Source organism: Streptomyces sp. NPDC006207 (genome assembly GCF_040613835.1).
Taxonomy (GTDB): Bacteria; Actinomycetota; Actinomycetes; order Streptomycetales; family Streptomycetaceae; genus Actinacidiphila.
In genome coordinates this window covers 137,516-155,647 of the sequence record NZ_JBEXSX010000001.1, presented here as the reverse complement: position 1 = coordinate 155,647, position 18,132 = coordinate 137,516, and the positions used below count along the sequence as shown (strand labels likewise).

The following is an 18,132-nucleotide window of genomic DNA, read 5'->3' as shown; positions in this document are numbered from 1 at the left end:
CGGAGAGTGTGGCGGTGATCGCACTCAGCGCCCGCCTGCTGTCATATGCAACCGCATGGGGGACCATGGGTCGGTGACCTCAGCCACCCAGCATCCCAGGACCCCGGACGCCACCCTCGCGGCTCCCGCGCCGCGGCTGATCGCCACCGACCTGGACGGCACGCTCCTGCGCGACGACAAGACCGTTTCGGCCCGGACGATCGCCGCCCTGGCGGACGCGGAGGCCGCGGGCATCGAGGTCTTCTTCGTCACCGGCCGGCCCGCGCGGTGGATGGACGTGGTCGCCGCGCACACCGCCGGCCACGGCATGGCGATCTGCGCCAACGGCGCCGCCGTCTACGACCTGCACCGCGACAAGAGGTTGCTGGCGGCCTACCCCCTCGACCCGCGGGACGCGCTCGCGGTCATCGCCTCCCTGCGCACCGCCGTCCCCGGCACGACCTTCGCCGTCGAGCTGACCGGCGGCTTCGCGTACGAGCCGGAGTACCCGCCGTACGCCCCCGCGCCCGACGCGGTCGTCGCCCCGGTGGAGGAGCTGCTGGACGGCGGGCGGCACGGCCAGCCCGTGCTGAAGCTGCTCGCCAAGCACCCGTCCATCGACCCGGACGCCTTCCTGCGCACCGCACGCGCGGTGGCCGGGGAGCACGCCGAGATCACCCGGTCCAGCGCGTCGGCGCTGCTGGAGATCAGCGGTGCCGGGGTCAGCAAGGCGACGACGCTCGCACGCTGCTGCGCGGACCTCGGCATCTCCGCCGAGGAGGTCGTGGCCTTCGGGGACATGCCCAACGACCTCGCCATGCTGTCGTGGGCAGGCACCTCGTACGCCGTCGCCAACGCCCACCCCGAGGTGCTGGCCGCCACGACGCACCGCACCGTGGCGAACGAGGAGGACGGCGTCGCCCTGGTCATCGAGCGGATCCTCGCCGCCCGCTGACCCCCTCCGGTCTCACAGGGGCGCCTCCCAGGCGAGCGTGGTGCCCTTGCCGTCCGGCCCCGGCCCGAAGATCGACTCGCCGCCCAGCGACTCCGCGCGGCGGGCGAGGTTGCGCAGCCCGCTGCGCCGCCCGGTCTCCGGGATGCCGACGCCGTCGTCGGAGACGATGAGCCGCACCCCCTCGCGGCCGTCGGCGAGCACGGCGGTGGCGTCGAGCACCACCTCGACCCAGGTGGCGCCCGCGTGCCGCTGGACGTTGGACAGCGCCTCGCGCAGCGCCGCCACGAGGTTGCGGGCGCTGAGCGCGCCGACCCGGTGGTCGACGGGTCCGACGAAGCGGACGGAGGGCGGGAAGCCCAGGCCCCGCGCGGCGGAGCCGGTCTCCCGCAGCACCTGGGCGCGCAGTCCCGCCGGTGCGTCGTCGCCCGGCTCCTGCTGCAGCGCGAAGATCGCCGTCCGCACCTCCTGGATGGTGGCGTCCAGTTCCTCGACCGCGTGCGCGATGCCCGCCTCCGCTTCGGGCGGCAGCGCCTTGCGCCGGGCCCCCTGCAGCATCAGGCCCGTCGCGAAGAGCCGCTGGATGACCAGGTCGTGCAGGTCGCGGGCGATCCGGTCGCGCTCCTCGTAGACGGCCAGCCGGTTGCGGTCGCGCTGGGCGTCGGCGAGCAGCAGGGCCAGCGCCGCCTGCGCCGCGAACTGGACGGCGACGAAGCGCTCGTCCTCGGTGAAGCCCGGCACGCCGTGGGCCCTCGGCAGCGCGAGCGCGCCCATCACATGACCGCTGCTCTGCAGCGGCAGGATCATGCAGGCCCCGAAGCGCGGGGCGATCGCCATGGTCATCCGGTCGTCGGTCGAGGCGTCCTCCACGAACACCGGCTCGCCCGCCATCAGCGGCGCCACAGGCGGGCTGTCCGCCTCGAGCACCGTGCCGACCAGGCCCGCGGGCTGCTGGGCCGAGACCGCGACCACCTCCAGACCGCCCTCGACCGTCGGCAGCAGAACCAGGCCCGCGTCAGCCGCCACGAGCGCGCGGGCCTGCTCGGCGACGACGTCGAGCGCGTTCTCGCCCGGTTGTTCGTCCGCCAGCAGCGCGGCCGTGACCGAGCCGACGGCGTCCAGCAGCTTGGCCAGTGGTTCTGCCATACGGCGAGCCTAGGCCGGTGCCGCGTCCTACGCCGTGATCGACTCCGGCTCGGGCGCGCCCAGTGCGTCGGCCGCACGCTCGCGGTCCAGGCCCCGGCGGAACGGGCCGTCGGCGGCGGCCAGCTCCTGGTGCGTACCGCGCTGCACGACCCGGCCGCGGTCGAGGACGAGGATCTCGTCGACCCCTTCCAGACCGGTGAGGCGGTGGGTGATCAGCACGGTCGTCCGGCCCGTGGTCGCGGCCAGCAGATCGGCGGTCAGGGCGTCGGCGGTGGCCAGGTCGAGGTGTTCGGCGGGCTCGTCGAGCACCAGGACGGGGAAGTCGGCGAGCAGCGCCCGGGCCAGCGCCAGCCGCTGGCGCTGGCCGCCGGACAGGCGGGTGCCGTGCTCGCCGACCGGGAGGTCGAGGTCCAGGTCGAGCCGGGCCGCGGCGAGCGCGCCGCGCAGCTCCGCGTCGTCCGCGCCGGGGCGGGCCAGGCGCAGGTTCTCCCGGACCGTGCTGTCGAAGGCGTGCGCGTCCTGGGCGCACAGGCCGACCATGCGGCGCACGGCGTCGCCGTCGAGGGCCGTGGCGTCGGTGCCCGCGAGGGTGTAGGTGCCCGCCTCGACGTCCAGGAAGCGCAGCAGCACGTGGGCGAGGGTCGTCTTGCCCGAGCCGGAGGGGCCGACGACCGCGATCCGGCGACCGGGAGTCAGTTCGAGGCCGACGCCGTCCAGCGCGGGCCGGGGCTGCCCCGGATGGCGGGCGGTGAGACCGCGCAGCACCAGGGGGTGCGGTCCGGCGGGCACGGGGGCAGGGCGTTCCGGCTCCCGTACGGGCTCGGGGGTGTCGAGCACGTCGTACACGCGCTGCGCCGCCTGCCGGCTGCGCTGCCGGTACTGCGCCGCGAGCGGCATGGCCGCCACCGCCTCGAAGGCCGCGAGCGGGGTGAGCACGACGACCGCGAGCGCGACCCCGGACAGTCCGCCGGCGGCCACCGCCCGCACGCCCGCCCAGGCGCAGAGCGTGACGGTGACTCCGCTGACCAGGGCGCCGAGCCCGGCCCCGAGCGCCGCACCGGCCGCGGAACGCGCCGCGATCCGGGTGAGCACGCGGTCCGTCTCGGCCGCCTTGGCGCGGCGCCCGGGCAGTGCCCCGGCGACGGTCAGTTCGGCGGTGCCGGTGAGCACCTCGACGACCTGGGCCGCGAGTTCACCGCGGGCGGGGGCGAGCGCGCGTTCGGCGCGCCGGGCCAGCGCCGCGGAGACGGCCGGCACGGCCACGCCGGCGGTGAGCAGTCCCACCGCCAGGGCGGCTCCGGCACCGGGCAGCAGCCACGCCGTGAACGCGGCCGCCGCGGTACCGGTGAGCGCGGCGGCGCCCGCGGGGAGCAGCCAGCGCAGGAAGTAGTCCTGCAGGCCGTCCACGTCGGCGACGAGGCGGGAGAGCAGGTCGCCCCGCCGGGTGTCGCGCAGCGCGGCGGGCGCGAGCCGCTCCAGCCGGCGGTACACGGTCACCCTGAGGTCGGCCAGGGCGCGGAAGACGGCGTCGTGCGAGACCAGGCGCTCGGCGTAGCGGAACACCGCCCGGCCGATCCCGAAGGCCCGGGTCGCGGTGACCGCGACCATCAGGTAGAGGACCGGCGGCTGCTGCGAGGCCCGGGATATCAGCCAGGCCGAGGTCGCCATCAGACCGACGGCGCTCAGCAGCGCGAGGGCGCCGAGCAGCAACGCGAGGGCGAACCGCGGCCGCAGCGGCGACGTGACCCGGCGTACCCGGGTCAGCGGCGCGGAGGTTCTTGCGGCGGCGGAGGGCGCGGCCGGCGCGACGGCGAGGGCCGCGCCGAGGGGTTCGGGGGCACTGACCGTGGCCGCGGCCTGCCGTTCGGCCCTGGCGGGGTGCCCCGCGGTGGACGGCACGGCACGCTCCGGGCGGCCGTCGAGCCGCACCGTGCGGTCCGCCACGGCCAGCAGCGCCGGGCGGTGCACCACGAGCAGCACCGTGCGGCCGGCCGCGAGCCGCCGTACAGCGTCGACCACGGCCGCCTCGGTCTCCCCGTCCAGCGCCGCCGTGGGTTCGTCGAGCAGCAGCAGCGGCCGGTCGGCGAGGAACGCCCGGGCCAGGGCGACGCGTTGCCGCTGTCCGGCGGAGAGCCCGGCGCCGCCCTCCCCGACCACCGTCGCGGGGTCGAGGTCCGGGGCGCCCGCGTCCCGGAGCGCGGCGCGGACCCCGGCCGGGCTCGCGTCCGGCCGGGCCAGCCGTACGTTGTCGGCGACGGTCCCGGCGAAGAGGTACGGCCGCTGGGGGACCCAGGCGATCTGCCGGTGCCAGCCGGCCGGGTCGTGGGCGGCGAGTTCGGTGCCGCCGGCCAGGACCCGTCCCGAGGTCGGCTCGGTGAAGCCGAGCAGCACGGAGAGCAGGGTGCTCTTGCCGATCCCGCTGGGGCCGGTGAGGGCGATCGTCTCGCCGGGGGAGACCCGCAGGGAGACGGCGCCGAGGCGGCCCTGCACGGCGACCCCGTCCAGTTCGACGACCGCGGCCCGCAGGTCGGGGGCCGGGGCCGTGCCGCGCCGGGGCGGCGCGGTCTCCAGCACGGCGAAGACCTCGTCGGCGGCGGAGAGCCCCTCGGCGGCCGCGTGGTAGTGGGCTCCCACCTGGCGCAGCGGCAGGTACGCCTCCGGCGCCAGGACGAGGATGACCAGCCCGGTGCGGAGGTCGAGTTCACCGTGGACCAGCCGCATGCCGACACCGACGGCGACCAGGGCGACGGAGATGGTGGAGAGCAGTTCCAGGGCGAAGGAGGAGAGGAAGGTGATGCGCAGCGTCCGCATCGTGGCGCGCCGGTGGTCGGCGGTGATGGCGCGGATGGACTCGGCCTGGGCCTTGGCCCGGCCGAAGACCTTGAGGGTGGGCAGGCCCGCGACGACGTCGAGGAAGTGGCCGGACAACCGGGCGAGCAGCTGCCACTGACGGTCCATGCGGGCCTGGGTGGCCCAGCCGATGAGGACCATGAAGACCGGGATGAGGGGGAGGGTCAGGGCGATGGTGAGCGCCGAGATCCAGTCCTCGGTGACGATGCGGGCGAGGACGGCGGCGGGCACCACGACCGCCAGGCCCAGTTGGGGCAGGTAGCGGGCGAAGTAGCCGTCGAGGGCGTCGACGCCCCGGGTGGCGAGCGTGGTGAGCTCACCGGTCCGGCGCTCGGTGAGCCCCGCCGGGCCCAGTGCGGTGACGTGCTCCAGCAGCCGTGTGCGCAGCCGGGACTTGACCGCGGCGGAGGCGCGGTGGGCGCACAGCTCGGTGAGCCAGGAGACGGCCGCCCGGCCGGCCGCGACGCCGGCGAGCAGCAGCAGGGGGGTGCGCAGCGCTACGGCGTCGAGACCGTCCTGGAAACCTCCGACGACGATCTCCGCGAGGAGCATCGCCTGCGCGATGACCAGGCCCGCACCGGCGAGACCGAGCAGGACGGAGACGGCGAGGAACACACGGGTCGCGCGGGCGTACCTCAGGAGCCGGGGGTCGACGGGTTTCACGTGAAACAGCTCCTCAGTGCGCTTCTGCGATGTGCTGGGTGCCGATCCGCCTGCGGAACACCCAGTACGTCCAGGCCTGGTAGAGCACGACCAGCGGGGCCGCGATCGCGGCGCACCAGGTCATGATCTTCAGCGTGTACGGGGTCGAGGAGGCGTTCTCCACCGTCAGGCTCCACGCCGGGTCCAGCGTGGAGGGCATGACGTCCGGGAAGAGCACCAGGAAGAACATCGCCACCACGGCGGTGACGGTGACCCCGGAGAAGGCGAACGCCCAGCCCTCGCGGCCCCTCAGGTTGGCGCCCAGCGCGGCGAGCAGCGCGAGCACGGCGACGGCCGCGGCCGCCAGGCTCGCCGTGTTCCCGCCGCTGCCCTGCGTCCAGGCCAGGAAGGCGGCCGCGAGCACGGCGGTGACCGCTCCGGCCCGGGTGGCGAAGCGGCGGGCGCGGTCGCGGATGTCACCGAGGGTCTTCAGCGCCGCGAAGACCGCGCCGTGGAAGGTGAAGAGGCTGAGCGTGACGAGTCCGCCGAGCAGGGCGTGGGGGCCGAGCAGGTCCAGGACCCCGCCGGTGTACTCGCCGGAGGCGTCGATGTCCACCCCGTGCACGATGTTGGCGAACGCCACGCCCCACAGGAAGGCGGGGAGCAGGGAGGTCCAGAAGATGGCCTGTTCCCAGCCGGTCTGCCAGCGCTCGGTGCTGCGCTTGGCCCGGTACTCGAAGGCCACGACCCGGACGATCAGGCAGAGCAGGATCACCAGCAGCGGCAGGTAGAAGCCCGAGAAGAGGGTGGCGTACCACTCGGGAAAGGCGGCGAAGGTGGCGCCGCCGGCGGTGATCAGCCAGACCTCGTTGCCGTCCCAGACCGGGCCGATGGTGTTGATCAGCACCCGCCGTTCGGGTCGGTCGCGGGCGAGCAGCCGGGTGAGGACGCCGATGCCGAAGTCGAAGCCCTCGAGGAAGAAGTAGCCGGTCCACAGGACGGCGATGATGACGAACCAGACGTCGTGGAGGTGCATGCCGTCTCTCCCTAGTACGAGAAGGCCATCGGACGGTCGGCGTCGCCGCCGATCTTCGTGGGGGGATTGAGGTCGGCCTCCGTGAGCTCGGGCGGCCCGGCCTTGGCGTACTTGACCAGGAGCTTGACCTCGACGACGGCGAGGACGGCGTAGAGCGCGGTGAGGACGATCAGCGAGGTCAGCATCTCGGCGGTGGAGACGCCGGGGGAGACCGCGTCCTCGGTGCGCAGCAACCCGTACACGACCCACGGCTGGCGGCCGTTCTCGGTGAAGATCCAGCCCCAGGAGTTGGCGATCAGCGGGAAGCCCATGGTGAGCAGCCCGATCCGCCAGTACCAGCGGGACAGGGCCGGGGAGAGTGCGGTGTTCCTGGTGAGCATCAGGTGCGGTGGCTCGTCGTCGGCGGTGCGCCGGTCCCCGGCGAGCCAGAACCTGCGGCGGGTGAGCCAGAGTCCCGCCAGGCCGACCGCGAAGGAGGTCATGCCGAAGCCGATCATCCAGCGGAAGCCCCAGTAGGCGACCGGGACGTTGGGCCGGTAGTCGCCGGGGCCGTACTTCTCCTGCTCGGCCTTGTTGACGTCGTTGATGCCGGGGACGTACGAGCTGAAGTCGTCGTGGGCGAGGAAGGACAGCAGTCCGGGGACCTCGACGGCCACGGTGTTGTGGCCCTTCTCGACGTCGCCGTACGCGAAGATCGAGAACGGGGCCGGGGACTCGCCGTCCCACAGGGCCTCGGCGGCGGCCATCTTCATCGGCTGCTGCTCGTACATGACCTTGCCCAGCCGGTCGCCGCTGATCGCGGTGAGCAGGCCGGCGACGACGGCGGTGACCAGGGCGAGGCGCAGCGAGGTCCTCATGACCGCGACGTGCCTGCGGCGGGCCAGGTGGTAGGCCGAGATGCCGATCATGAAGGCGGCGCCGGTCAGGAAGGCCGCGGTCAGCGTGTGGAAGACCACGACGAGGGTGGTGTTCTGGGTGAGCACGGCCCAGAAGTCCGTCAGCTCGGCGCGGCCGGTGACCTTGTTGTAGCGGTAGCCGACCGGGTGCTGCATCCAGGAGTTGGCGGCGAGGATGAAGTACGCGGACAGGATCGTGCCCAGCGAGACCAGCCAGATGCAGGCCAGGTGGATCTTCTGCGGCAGCTTGTCCCAGCCGAAGATCCACAGGCCGATGAAGGTGGACTCGAAGAAGAAGGCGATGAGCGACTCGAAGGCGAGCGGGGCGCCGAACACGTCGCCGACGAAGCGCGAGTAGTCCGACCAGTTCATGCCGAACTGGAACTCCTGGACCAGGCCGGTGGCCACGCCCATGGCGATGTTGATCAGGAAGAGCTTGCCCCAGAACTTGGTCGCCCGCAGGTACTTCTCCTTGCCCGTGCGCACCCAGGCCGTCTGGAGGCCCGCGGTCAGCGCGGCGAGGGAGATCGTGAGGGGGACGAAGAGGTAGTGGTAGACGGTCGTGATGCCGAATTGCCATCGCGCGACGGCCACGGAGTCCAGTGCCAGGTCCACGCCACGCCTCCTATCTTGCCGAGCTTGTGAAAGTGAACGCATTCACAAGCTCAGTATGCCGCACACGTTTTCGCCCCCTCACACCGGGGGGTGGGAGGGGGCGAAAAGGGCGCCACGACGCCCCGTGGAACCCGGGACGGCGCGTGGGGGCGGCTACAGCTCCTTGCGGAAGGCCTCGGCCGTACGGAGCAGGACGTCGTTGGCGGCGTCCTCGCCGATCGTGATCCGCACGCCCTCCCCCGCGAACGGACGGACGGTGACGCCGGCCCGCTCACAGGCCGCGGCGAAGTCGGCCGTGCGCTCCCCCAGCCGCAGCCACACGAAGTTGGCGTGGGTCTCCGGCACCGTCCAGCCCTGCGCCGTCAGCCCGTCGAAGACCCGGGCCCGCTGGGTCACCAGCGCGTCGACCCGCTCCAGCAGCGCCGCCTCCGCGCGCAGGGAGGCCACCGCCGCGTCCTGGGCGAGCTGGCTCACCCCGAAGGGGACGGCCGTCTTGCGCAGCGCCGCCGCGACCGGCTCGTGCGCGATCGCGAACCCCACGCGCAGCCCGGCGAGCCCGTACGCCTTGGAGAAGGTGCGCAGCACCGCCACGTTGGGACGGTCGCGGTAGACCTCGACGCCGTCCGGGACCTCGGGATCGCGGATGAACTCCTTGTACGCCTCGTCCAGCACGACCAGCACGTCCGAGGGGACGCGGTCCAGGAAGCGCTCCAGCGCGGCCCGGCGGACCACCGTGCCGGTGGGGTTGTTGGGGTTGCAGACGAAGACCAGCCGCGTCCGGTCGGTGATCGCCCCGGCCATCGCGTCCAGGTCGTGGGTCTCGTCCGCGTCCAGCGGAACCGGCACCGAGGCCGCTCCGCTGATCTGCGTGATGATCGGATAGGCCTCGAAGGACCGCCAGGCGTAGATGACCTCGTCACCCGGTCCGGCGGTCGACTGCAGCAGCTGCTGCGCGACCCCGACCGAGCCGGTGCCGGTGGCGATGTGCTCCACCGGCACGCCGAAGCGGTGCGCCAGCTCGCCGTGGAGGGCCGTGCACGCCATGTCCGGGTAGCGGTTGAAGTTCTCCGCGGCGGCGGTGGCCGCCTCCAGGACACCGGGCAGCGGCGCGTAGGGGTTCTCGTTGGAGGACAGCTTGTAAGCGGTCACTCCCTCTTCCACGGCCGGGGGTCTGCCCGGCTTGTACGTGGGGATGCCGTCCAGTTCGCGGCGCAGTTTGGGGCTCATGCCCCACACCATACGAGCGGCCGCCCGGCCGGGGGAGGCCCTGCGACCCACGGGCGCGCGGCAGGGGCTCGCGGCGGACGCAGCAGGCGGTGCGACGCACTGCGCGCCGGTGGCGCGCGCGGTGGCGCGCATCCCTCGAAGGGGTGAGTTGATGCACGTCCACACCGCGGGGGGCGGGGCGGACGGGACCCCGTGACGGGCCCGTGACACGTGGTAGCCACCCGCCGCCACCTGCGCTTTCCCGGCCACGCCCGGCAGCGTGTGCGGGGAAACGTCTCTGTCAACGCCTTCTCCGGCACCCCGCGAAAGGACCACCCGACCCCTACTATCACCACGCCATGACAGCAGCAGGGAACCACCAGGCGAGCCGACCCGCCGGACGCCGGCTGGAGCGGGCCGGCATCAGGGACGTGGCCGCCGCGGCCGGCGTCTCGATCACCACTGTCTCCGACGCGCTCAACGGCAAGGGCCGACTGCCCGACGCCACCCGCCGTCACGTCCGTGAGGTCGCCGACCGGCTGGGGTACCGCCCCTCCGCCGCCGCCCGCACGCTGCGCACCGGGAGGTCGGGGCTGATCGGCCTGACCGTGACGACGTACGGCGAAGAACCCTTCACCTTCACGGAGTTCGCCTACTTCGCCGAGATGGCCCGGGCCGCCACCTCCGCCGCGCTCGCCCGCGGCTACGCCCTTGTCATCCTGCCCGCCTCCTCCCGGCACGACGTGTGGAGCAACGTCGCGCTGGACGGCACGGTGGTGATCGACCCCTCCGACCACGACCCGATGGTCACCGAGCTGGTGCGGCAGGGCATCCCCGTGGTCAGCGACGGCCGCCCGGCCGGCAGCCTGCCCGTCCAGGCCTGGGTCGACAACGACCACGAGGCCGCCGTGCTCGGCATCCTGGAGCACCTCGCCGAGGCCGGGGCCCGCAGGATCGGCCTGCTCACCGGGACCAGCACCGACACCTACACCCGCCTGTCCACCACCGCCTACCTCAACTGGTGCGAGCGGATCGGCCAGGAACCCGTCGTCGAGGCCTACCCCGCCCACGACCCGTGCGCCGGCGCCGTCGCCGCCGACCGCCTGCTCGCCCGCCCCGACCGCCCCGACGCGGTCTACGGCCTCTTCGACCCCAACGGCACCGACCTGCTCGCCGCCGCCCGCCGCTACGGGCTGCGCGTGCCCGACGACCTCCTGCTGGTCTGCTGCAGCGAGAGCATGGTCTACGCGACGACCGAGCCCCCGATCACCACGCTCTCCCTCAAACCGGGCCGGATCGGCACCGCGGTCGTCCAGTTGCTCATCGACGCCATCGAGGGGGTTGACGCGGGCCGCCCGGTGCAGCAGGTCATGCCGACCGACCTGATCGTCCGCACCTCCTCCCAGCGGCGCTCGCCGCGCACCACCGTCAGCCCGCCCCGCGGGCCCGCGGGGGGATAGGAACCGGTGCCTCCGGGGCGAGAACGGTCCACCCCGTGCGGATTTGTCCGCACCGGATGAAATCGCTATCAGCAGGTGTGTCACGCCACGACATCGTCATTCCTATGATGGGCGGATGGTGGCGCGACGGTGGAGGGGTCGATGACTCAGGGGGCAGGTCAGGGACCCATGCCCGGTACCTCGTACGGCTGGTCTCAGGACCCCGCGGAGGTGGTGGCGCACGGTGCGCCCATGACGCCGTCGGCGCACCCCGCCGATGCCGTCGGGGCCCCACCCGGCTACCCGGCCGGGCACGAACCGACCATGATCGACGAGCGGATGATGCCGCCGGAGTACACGCCCACGCAGCACGACCTCCCGGTGGTCACCGCGACCGACCCCCAGGCGCTGGGCCCGCTCTACGTCGTCGGCGACGTCCACGGCTACCTGGACCGGCTGCGCGAGGCCCTGTACGCGACCGGGCTGATCGACTCCGAGGGCCACTGGGCGGCCGGCAACGCCCGCCTGTGGTTCCTCGGCGACTTCACCGACCGCGGCCCCGACGGCATCGGCGTGATCGAGCTCGTCATGCAGCTGTCCGCGGAGGCCGCCGCGGCCGGCGGCTACACCAGGGCCCTCATGGGCAACCACGAACTGCTGCTGCTCGGTGCCCACCGCTTCGGCGACACCCCGGTGAACTCCGCCGCCGGCACCGCCTCCTTCCTCGCCGCCTGGCGCCTCAACGGCGGCCAGACCACCGACATGGAGCGGCTGCAGGACCACCACGTCGCCTGGATGTCCCGGCTGGACGCGGCCGCCCTCACCGACGGCCACCTGCTGCTGCACTCCGACACCACCGCGTACCTGGAGTACGGCGGCACCATCGACGCCATGAACGACGCCGTCACCGGCATCCTGCAGCGCGGCGACGCCGACGAGTGCTGGGAGCTGTTCCGCAAGTTCACCCGGCGCTTCGCCTTCCGCGGCGAGTCGGGACCGGAGGCCGCCCGCGAACTGCTCGACACCTACGGCGGCCACCGCGTCGTGCACGGCCACAGCCCCATCCCGTACCTGCTCGGCGAGCCCGGCGGGGAGCTCGGCGCCGAGCAGCCGGACCGGTCCGCCGTCATCGAGGGACCGCACGTGTACGCGGACGACCTGGCGGTGGCCATGGACGGCGGAGTGACCATGGACGGCAAACTCCTGGTCGCACAGCTGCCGTTGTAGTCCCCGAAACCCCCATTTTCCGGAAACACTCTGTCACCGCGTCACCTCCGCGCTCTACCATCGGGATATCCGTAGGCAGCTTCTCCTCCGCTTCCGCCCAGCCGGACCGGACCTCAGTCCTTCGTGAACTCCGGGCGGCACCGGAGACGGAGCATCGGGGGATGCACATGAACAGCGCTCCACACCTGCTGACCGAGGACCGCCCGGAGTTCGAGCGCGCCCTCGACACGGCTCTGCACTCGGAGGGCACGCGGGCCGCCCTCGCCGACCCGCGCAGCCGCCTCAACGCCGAGCAGTTGCGCACCCTGGCGCTCAACGCGGCCGGGCCCATCTCCGCCTGCGCCGCGCCCGAGTACGAGCAGTTCGTCAAGGTCCGCGAGGCCCTCGCGGAGCAACGCCGCGAGGCACGCACCGCGGCCGTGCCGGGCATCGGCTACGCGGCCGCGGCGGCCCCGGTCGCCGCCGACGGCTCGGGGGCAGGGCTGTTCGCCGTCGTCGCCGTGCTCACGCCGATCCTGGCGGGCACGGCCGCCGTCATCTTCCTCGTGCTCGGGTACGCCCTGCGCTTCGGGCACCCCGAACCGGCGATCGCCCAGCCGCTGCGGCAGGCCGGCTGGCTCTTCGCGGCCGTCGCCGCCTGCGGCGTCGTCATCGGCATGGTCGGACTGCTGCTCACCGCGCTGCGCAACGGCTCGACCGCCCTCCACGACCCTCCCGACGACGAGTCACGTGACGTCGCGCTCGCCCGCGAGCTGTGGCGCCGGGCCCTGGTGGAGCGGGGGCTGCAGCCCTTCCTCGACGACGCCCTCGCCAAGGCCGCCGGCGCCGCCCCGACCGCCCCCACCGCGAGCCCCGGCGGCGGCACCTCCCGGATGCCACGCCTCGGCTACTCCCGCCCCGACTTCTCCAGCCCCGGCCCCGAGTCGTCCCCCGAACCCGGGGACCGCTTCACGAGCCCCGACTTCACCAGCCCCGACTTCTCCAGCCCCGACTTCGGCGGCCCGGACCACACCCCGGACTGACGGGACTTCGACTTCGACGACGACGCGGGACCGCACCGCCGGCAGCCCGTGCGGACGGGCTGCCGGCGGATACCGGGTCAGTCGGCGACCGGGAGGTAGACGCGGTTGCCCGAGGCGGCGAACTCGCGGGACTTCTCCGCCATGCCGGCCTCGATCTCCTCGGGCGTACTGCCGTGTTGGCGGCGGATGTCCTGGGAGATCTTCATCGAGCAGAACTTCGGCCCGCACATGGAGCAGAAGTGCGCGGTCTTGGCCGGCTCCGCCGGCAGCGTCTCGTCGTGGAAGGCCCGCGCCGTGTCCGGGTCGAGGGCCAGGTTGAACTGGTCCTCCCAGCGGAACTCGAAGCGGGCGTCGGACAGGGCGTCGTCCCACTCCTGGGCGCCGGGGTGGCCCTTGGCGAGGTCGGCGGCGTGGGCGGCGATCTTGTAGGTGATGACGCCGGTCTTGACGTCGTCGCGGTCGGGCAGACCCAGGTGCTCCTTGGGGGTGACGTAGCAGAGCATGGCCGTGCCCCACCAGGCGATCATCGCGGCGCCGATGCCGGAGGTGATGTGGTCGTAGGCGGGCGCGATGTCGGTGGTGAGCGGGCCGAGGGTGTAGAACGGCGCCTCCTCGCAGATCTCCTGCTGGAGGTCGATGTTCTCCTTGATCTTGTGCATGGGGACGTGCCCCGGCCCCTCGATCATCGTCTGCACGCCGTGCCGCTTGGCGACGCTGTTGAGTTCGCCGAGCGTGCGCAGCTCCGCGAACTGGGCCTCGTCGTTGGCGTCCGCGATGGAGCCGGGACGCAGGCCGTCGCCCAGGGAGTAGGTGACGTCGTAGGCGGCGAGGATCTCGCAGAGCTCCTCGAAGTTCTCGTAGAGGAAGCTCTCCCGGTGGTGCGCCAGGCACCAGGCCGCCATGATCGACCCGCCGCGGGAGACGATGCCCGTCTTGCGGCGCGCGGTCAGCGGGACGTACCGCAGCAGCACGCCGGCGTGGACGGTCATGTAGTCGACGCCCTGCTCAGCCTGCTCGATGACGGTGTCCTTGTAGATCTCCCAGGTCAGTTCCTCGGCCTTGCCGTCGACCTTCTCCAGGGCCTGGTAGAGGGGGACCGTGCCGATGGGGACGGGGGAGTTGCGCAGCACCCACTCGCGTGTGGTGTGGATGTTGCGGCCGGTGGAGAGGTCCATGACCGTGTCGGCGCCCCAGCGGGTGGCCCAGGTCATCTTGTCCACCTCCTCCTCGATGGAGGAGGTGACGGCAGAGTTGCCGATGTTGGCGTTGACCTTCACCAGGAACCGCTTGCCGATGACCATCGGCTCGATCTCCGGGTGGTTGACGTTCGCCGGCAGGACGGCGCGTCCCGCCGTGATCTCCTCGCGGACGACCTCGGGGGAGACGCCCTCGCGGAGCGCGACGTACTCCATCTCCGGGGTGACCTCGCCCCGCCGCGCGTACGCCAGCTGGGTCGCCGGCTGTCCCGGCCGGCCGCGCCGGGGGAGGCGAGGACGGCCGGGGAAGACGGCGTCCAGGTTGCGCAGGCCGCCACGCGGTGAGGTGTGCTTGAGGCCGTCGTCCTCGGGGCGGACGGGGCGGCCGGGGTACTCCTCGGTGTCGCCGCGGGCGACGATCCAGTTCTCCCGCAGCGGCGGGAGGCCGCGGCGGACGTCGGTGGTGACGTTCGGGTCGGTGTACGGGCCGGAGGTGTCGTACAGCGTCACGTCCCGGCCGTTGGTGAGGTGCACCCGGCGGACGGGGACCGCGATGTCCGGGCGGGACCCGGTCACGTACCCCTTGTGCCAGCCGATTTCGCGCGCGCGTGCATTCTGCATGGTCATGAGACCCACTCCCTACGCCGGCATTACCCGGTAACAGGTTCAGCGGTCGGCGCAGCTGGTGGCCCCTCGGCCGGTCAGCGCCCTCTCAGCCCGGTGCTCCGAGCTCCCGCGTTCGCAAAGGTGCCTCAACGCTAGCGGGTCCTCACTGACGCACACCAGGGGGTGTTGCGATGATCGGGCGGTGGACTCCACTCACCCGCACGCGCACGGCCATGGTCACGGACACGGTCACGGCCCGGTGCCGCCGGTCTCCCGGCACCTGCGCAAGGTCATCGCCGCCGTCCTCGTCCCCTTCGTCGCGGCCGTGGTGGCCGGCCTGGTGGTGCTGTGGCCGGGCGGTGTGCCGGAGCACGACCGCACCGGCGTCGGCTTCGACCAGCAGACGCAGTCCGGACGGGTGGTGAAGGTCGAGGACGTCAAGTGCTCGGAGGTCAACGCCGAACCGGGCGCCGGCGCCGCTCCCTCCCCCGGGCCCTCGGCGGCGCCGTCCGGCCCGGCGATCTGCCAGCGGGCGACCATCGAGGTCACCTCGGGCAAGGACGCGGGCCGCACCTTCACCGAGATCGTGCAGCCGACCCAGACCCGGCACTACACGAAGGACCAGAAGGTGCTGCTGGCGTACGCACCCCAGGCGCCGCGCGAACTGCAGTACTCGGTGACCGACCTCGACCGGGCGTTCCCCCTGTGGCTGCTGGCCGGGATCTTCGCCGCGGTGGTGGTCGTGGTCGGGCGGCTGCGCGGGATCCTGGCGCTGGCCGCGCTGGTCATCAGCTTCGCCGTGCTGACGCTGTTCATCCTCCCGGCGATCCTGCACGGCAGCAATCCGCTCCTGGTGGCGGTGGTCGGCGGCAGCGCCATCATGCTGATCGCGCTCTACATGTGCCACGGCCTGAACGCCCGTACCTCGGTGGCGGTCCTGGGCACCTTGTGCTCGCTGCTGCTGATCGGCGTCCTGGGCTCGGTCTTCATCGACTGGGCGCTGCTCAGCGGCAACACCTCGGACGAGACGGGGCTGATCCACTCCCTCTACCCGGACATCGAGATCCGCGGTCTGCTGCTGGCCGGCATCATCATCGGTTCGCTGGGCGTCCTGGACGACGTGACGGTCACCCAGACCTCGGCCGTGTGGGAGCTGCGGGAGGCGAACCCGTCCGCCGGCCCGCGGCAGTTGTACTCGGCGGCGATGCGCATCGGCCGCGACCACATCGCCTCGGTCGTCAACACCCTGGTGCTTGCGTACGCGGGTGCGGCGCTGCCGCTGCTGCTGCTCTTCTCCATCGCGGAGCGCGGGGTGCTGGCGGTGGCGGGCAGCGAGCTGGTCGCCGAGGAGATCGTGCGCACCCTGGTGGGCAGCATCGGCCTGGTGGTGGCGGTGCCGTTGACGACGGCACTGGCCGCGCTGGTGGTGTCGGCGGACCGCGGCAGCGGCGACACTGTTCCCACGGGCACCGGTCGCGGGCACCGGCGCCGCGCCAAGTGAGCTTGGAGGGGCGGGGGACGTGGTCGGACTGCAGGGCCGGGTGACCGGGACGGTCGGGCCGGGGCTGGTCGGCGAGGTGATCGTGCACGTGCGGGGCGGTGCGGAGGCGTTCCTGGCGTACCCGGCGACCGCCGGGGAGCGCATCGAGAAGGGCACGGTCGTGGTGGTGGTGGAGCACCTGCCGCCGCGCACCGTGTACGTGGCGCCCGCGTACGGCTGAGCGGATCGCTCCGCTCCGCGTCAAGAAAGCGACAAGGATCCGCCAGGACCTACCGGACCGTCACCCACAGGCGCACACTCCCGTACGCGGCCCCGATCGGGGCCATTCGTAAGGGGGCGTATGCCGATGCTCATCGGCGTTGCGGCGGGCGGGGCGCTCGTCGCGGTCATCATCCTGATCGGCCTGTTCCGGCTCATGTGGCGGGTCGCCGAGCCCAACGAGGCACTGGTCATCTCGGGTTCCAAGCACCGTACGGACGGTGTGGGGGAGGGCATGGGGTTCCGCATCGTCACGGGGCGGGGGACCCTGGTCCTGCCCGGCGTGCAGGCGGTGCGCAGGCTCTCGCTCGACCTCAACGAGGCCGAGCTGAACGTGGACTGCGTCACCCAGCAGGGCATCCCGCTGAAGGTGCACGGCGTGGTCATCTTCAAGGTCGGCGACGACATGGTCTCCATCGCCAACGCGGCACGACGCTTCCTGGACCAGCAGAAGTTCATGCCCGAGCGGGTGCACAACGTCTTCGCCGGTCATCTGCGCTCCATCGTGGGCGGGCTGACGGTGGAGCAGATGATCCGGGACCGGGAGCGGCTCACCGCCGAGACCCGGGCCGCCTCGGGCTCGGAGATGGAGAAGCTCGGTCTGATCATCGACTCGCTGCAGATCCACGAGATCGTCGACCCGACCGGTTACATCAACAACCTGGCCGCTCCGCACGCCGCGGCCGTCCAGCGTGACGCGCGCATCGCGCAGGCGGAGGCGGACCGGCTGGCCACCGAGGCCGAGCAGCAGGCCGCGGCCCGCATGGCGGAGGCGACCCGGGACAGCCAGATCCTGCAGGCCGGTTACATGGCCGAGCGGGACAAGGCCACCGCGTCCTCCCGGCAGGCGGGCCCGCTCGCGGAGGCGGCGGCCCGGCAGGAGGTCGTCGTCCAGGAGACCCGGGTCGCCGAACTGGAGGCGCAGCGGCGCGAACAGCAGCTGCAGGCGGACGTCCGCAAGCCGGCGGACGCCTCCGCGTACGAGAAGCGGACGCTGGCCGAGGCCGAGCGCGACGCGCGCATCTCGGCGGCCGAGGCGAAGGCCCGCGAGACGGAACTGGCCGCCATCGCCGAGGCGAACCGCGTCAAGACGGCCGCGGCGGCCCAGGCGGAGCAGACCAGGATCGGCGGTGAGGCGGCCGCAGCGGCCACCCGGGCCACAGGTGAGGCCGAGGCCGCCGCGACCCAGGCACGGGGTCTGGCGGAGGCCGAGGCCGCGAAGGCCAAGGGCCTGGCCGAGGCCGAGTCGATCAAGGCGCGGGCCGCGGCCCTGGCGGAGAACCAGGAGGCGGTCGTCGCCCAGCAGCTGGCCGAGAACTGGCCGGAGATCGTCCGGGCGGGCGCCGAGGCCTTCGGCAACGTGGACCACATGGTGCTGCTGAACGGCGCCGACGGGATGTCGGAGATGTTCGCCAAGGCGCTGACCATGGGTGGTACGGGCCTGGGCCTGGCCCGTCAGCTGCTCGCCCAGATGAACGGCGTGACCGGCGCCGGCGGCGACGCCTCACCGAACGGTGCGGCGCCGCGGGGCCCGGAGCGCGTGCGGCTCCAGGACTGAGCG

Annotated in this window: 12 protein-coding genes and 1 pseudogene; 7 read left to right on the top strand and 6 right to left on the bottom strand. The window is 73.0% G+C overall.

Features of this window, described 5'->3' with window-relative positions:
* Nucleotides 1-73 precede the first annotated feature (73 nt).
* The gene (locus ABZ312_RS00705; protein WP_500330968.1) at nucleotides 74-934 is read left to right on the top strand and encodes an HAD family hydrolase; all 861 of its coding nucleotides are present in this window, start codon (nucleotides 74-76) and stop codon (nucleotides 932-934) included.
* A 12-nt stretch (nucleotides 935-946) separates the two neighbouring features.
* Here the strand turns inward: ABZ312_RS00705 and ABZ312_RS00700 are convergent.
* The 5 genes and pseudogenes from ABZ312_RS00700 to hisC all read right to left on the bottom strand — a co-directional run.
* A pseudogene (locus tag ABZ312_RS00700) lies at nucleotides 947-2,053 on the bottom strand (GAF domain-containing sensor histidine kinase); the annotation flags it as partial.
* Nucleotides 2,054-2,104: 51 nt separating this feature from the next.
* Complete coding sequence (gene cydD, locus ABZ312_RS00695; protein ID WP_500436050.1) at nucleotides 2,105-5,590, bottom strand: thiol reductant ABC exporter subunit CydD; 3,486 nt, start codon at nucleotides 5,588-5,590, stop codon at nucleotides 2,105-2,107.
* A 13-nt stretch (nucleotides 5,591-5,603) separates the two neighbouring features.
* The gene (cydB, locus tag ABZ312_RS00690) at nucleotides 5,604-6,605 is read right to left on the bottom strand and encodes a cytochrome d ubiquinol oxidase subunit II (protein ID WP_500436048.1); all 1,002 of its coding nucleotides are present in this window, start codon (nucleotides 6,603-6,605) and stop codon (nucleotides 5,604-5,606) included.
* Between the two features lie 11 nt (nucleotides 6,606-6,616).
* Nucleotides 6,617-8,116 (bottom strand): cytochrome ubiquinol oxidase subunit I, encoded by a 1,500-nt coding sequence (locus ABZ312_RS00685; protein ID WP_500330963.1) that lies wholly within the window; start codon nucleotides 8,114-8,116, stop codon nucleotides 6,617-6,619.
* Between the two features lie 153 nt (nucleotides 8,117-8,269).
* A complete protein-coding gene (gene hisC / locus ABZ312_RS00680; RefSeq protein WP_500330961.1) occupies nucleotides 8,270-9,343 on the bottom strand; it encodes a histidinol-phosphate transaminase in 1,074 nt (357 codons plus the stop codon).
* Between the two features lie 338 nt (nucleotides 9,344-9,681).
* Between hisC and ABZ312_RS00675 the strand changes: the two genes are divergently transcribed.
* The 3 genes from ABZ312_RS00675 to ABZ312_RS00665 all read left to right on the top strand — a co-directional run bounded on the left by ABZ312_RS00675 (nucleotide 9,682) and on the right by ABZ312_RS00665 (nucleotide 13,010).
* Complete coding sequence (locus ABZ312_RS00675; protein ID WP_500330959.1) at nucleotides 9,682-10,782, top strand: LacI family DNA-binding transcriptional regulator; 1,101 nt, start codon at nucleotides 9,682-9,684, stop codon at nucleotides 10,780-10,782.
* 168 nt (nucleotides 10,783-10,950) lie between these two features.
* Entirely contained in the window at nucleotides 10,951-11,988 is a 1,038-nt protein-coding gene (locus tag ABZ312_RS00670) for a metallophosphoesterase (RefSeq protein ID WP_500330958.1), read from the top strand.
* 161 nt (nucleotides 11,989-12,149) lie between these two features.
* Entirely contained in the window at nucleotides 12,150-13,010 is an 861-nt protein-coding gene (locus ABZ312_RS00665) for a hypothetical protein (protein ID WP_500330957.1), read from the top strand.
* A 77-nt stretch (nucleotides 13,011-13,087) separates the two neighbouring features.
* Here the strand turns inward: ABZ312_RS00665 and thiC are convergent, their stop codons facing one another.
* Nucleotides 13,088-14,833, bottom strand: coding sequence for a phosphomethylpyrimidine synthase ThiC (thiC, locus tag ABZ312_RS00660; protein ID WP_500436046.1), 1,746 nt, complete (start codon nucleotides 14,831-14,833; stop codon nucleotides 13,088-13,090).
* 181 nt (nucleotides 14,834-15,014) lie between these two features.
* Here thiC and ABZ312_RS00655 point away from each other — a divergent pair, with 181 nt between their 5' ends.
* The 3 genes from ABZ312_RS00655 to ABZ312_RS00645 all read left to right on the top strand — a co-directional run bounded on the left by ABZ312_RS00655 (nucleotide 15,015) and on the right by ABZ312_RS00645 (nucleotide 18,129).
* The gene (locus ABZ312_RS00655) at nucleotides 15,015-16,313 is read left to right on the top strand and encodes a YibE/F family protein (RefSeq protein ID WP_500436044.1); all 1,299 of its coding nucleotides are present in this window, start codon (nucleotides 15,015-15,017) and stop codon (nucleotides 16,311-16,313) included.
* Nucleotides 16,314-16,332: 19 nt separating this feature from the next.
* Nucleotides 16,333-16,533 carry an NfeD C-terminal domain-containing protein gene (locus ABZ312_RS00650; RefSeq protein WP_018558188.1) on the top strand — a complete coding sequence of 67 codons (201 nt, stop codon included), beginning with the start codon at nucleotides 16,333-16,335 and terminating at the stop codon, nucleotides 16,531-16,533.
* 120 nt (nucleotides 16,534-16,653) lie between these two features.
* The gene (locus ABZ312_RS00645) at nucleotides 16,654-18,129 is read left to right on the top strand and encodes a flotillin family protein (RefSeq protein WP_500436042.1); all 1,476 of its coding nucleotides are present in this window, start codon (nucleotides 16,654-16,656) and stop codon (nucleotides 18,127-18,129) included.
* Nucleotides 18,130-18,132 lie beyond the last annotated feature (3 nt).

Bases quoted from the DNA above. Each gene is read 5' to 3' on its own strand.
- cydB (WP_500436048.1), bottom strand. From the start codon at position 6,605: ATGCACCTCCACGACGTCTGGTTCGTCATCATCGCCGTCCTGTGGACC.
- hisC (WP_500330961.1), bottom strand. From the start codon at position 9,343: ATGAGCCCCAAACTGCGCCGCGAACTGGACGGCATCCCCACGTACAAG.
- ABZ312_RS00675 (WP_500330959.1), top strand. From the start codon at position 9,682: ATGACAGCAGCAGGGAACCACCAGGCGAGCCGACCCGCCGGACGCCGG.
- ABZ312_RS00670 (WP_500330958.1), top strand. From the start codon at position 10,951: ATGCCCGGTACCTCGTACGGCTGGTCTCAGGACCCCGCGGAGGTGGTG.
- ABZ312_RS00665 (WP_500330957.1), top strand. From the start codon at position 12,150: ATGCACATGAACAGCGCTCCACACCTGCTGACCGAGGACCGCCCGGAG.
- thiC (WP_500436046.1), bottom strand. From the start codon at position 14,833: ATGACCATGCAGAATGCACGCGCGCGCGAAATCGGCTGGCACAAGGGG.
- ABZ312_RS00645 (WP_500436042.1), top strand. From the start codon at position 16,654: ATGCCGATGCTCATCGGCGTTGCGGCGGGCGGGGCGCTCGTCGCGGTC.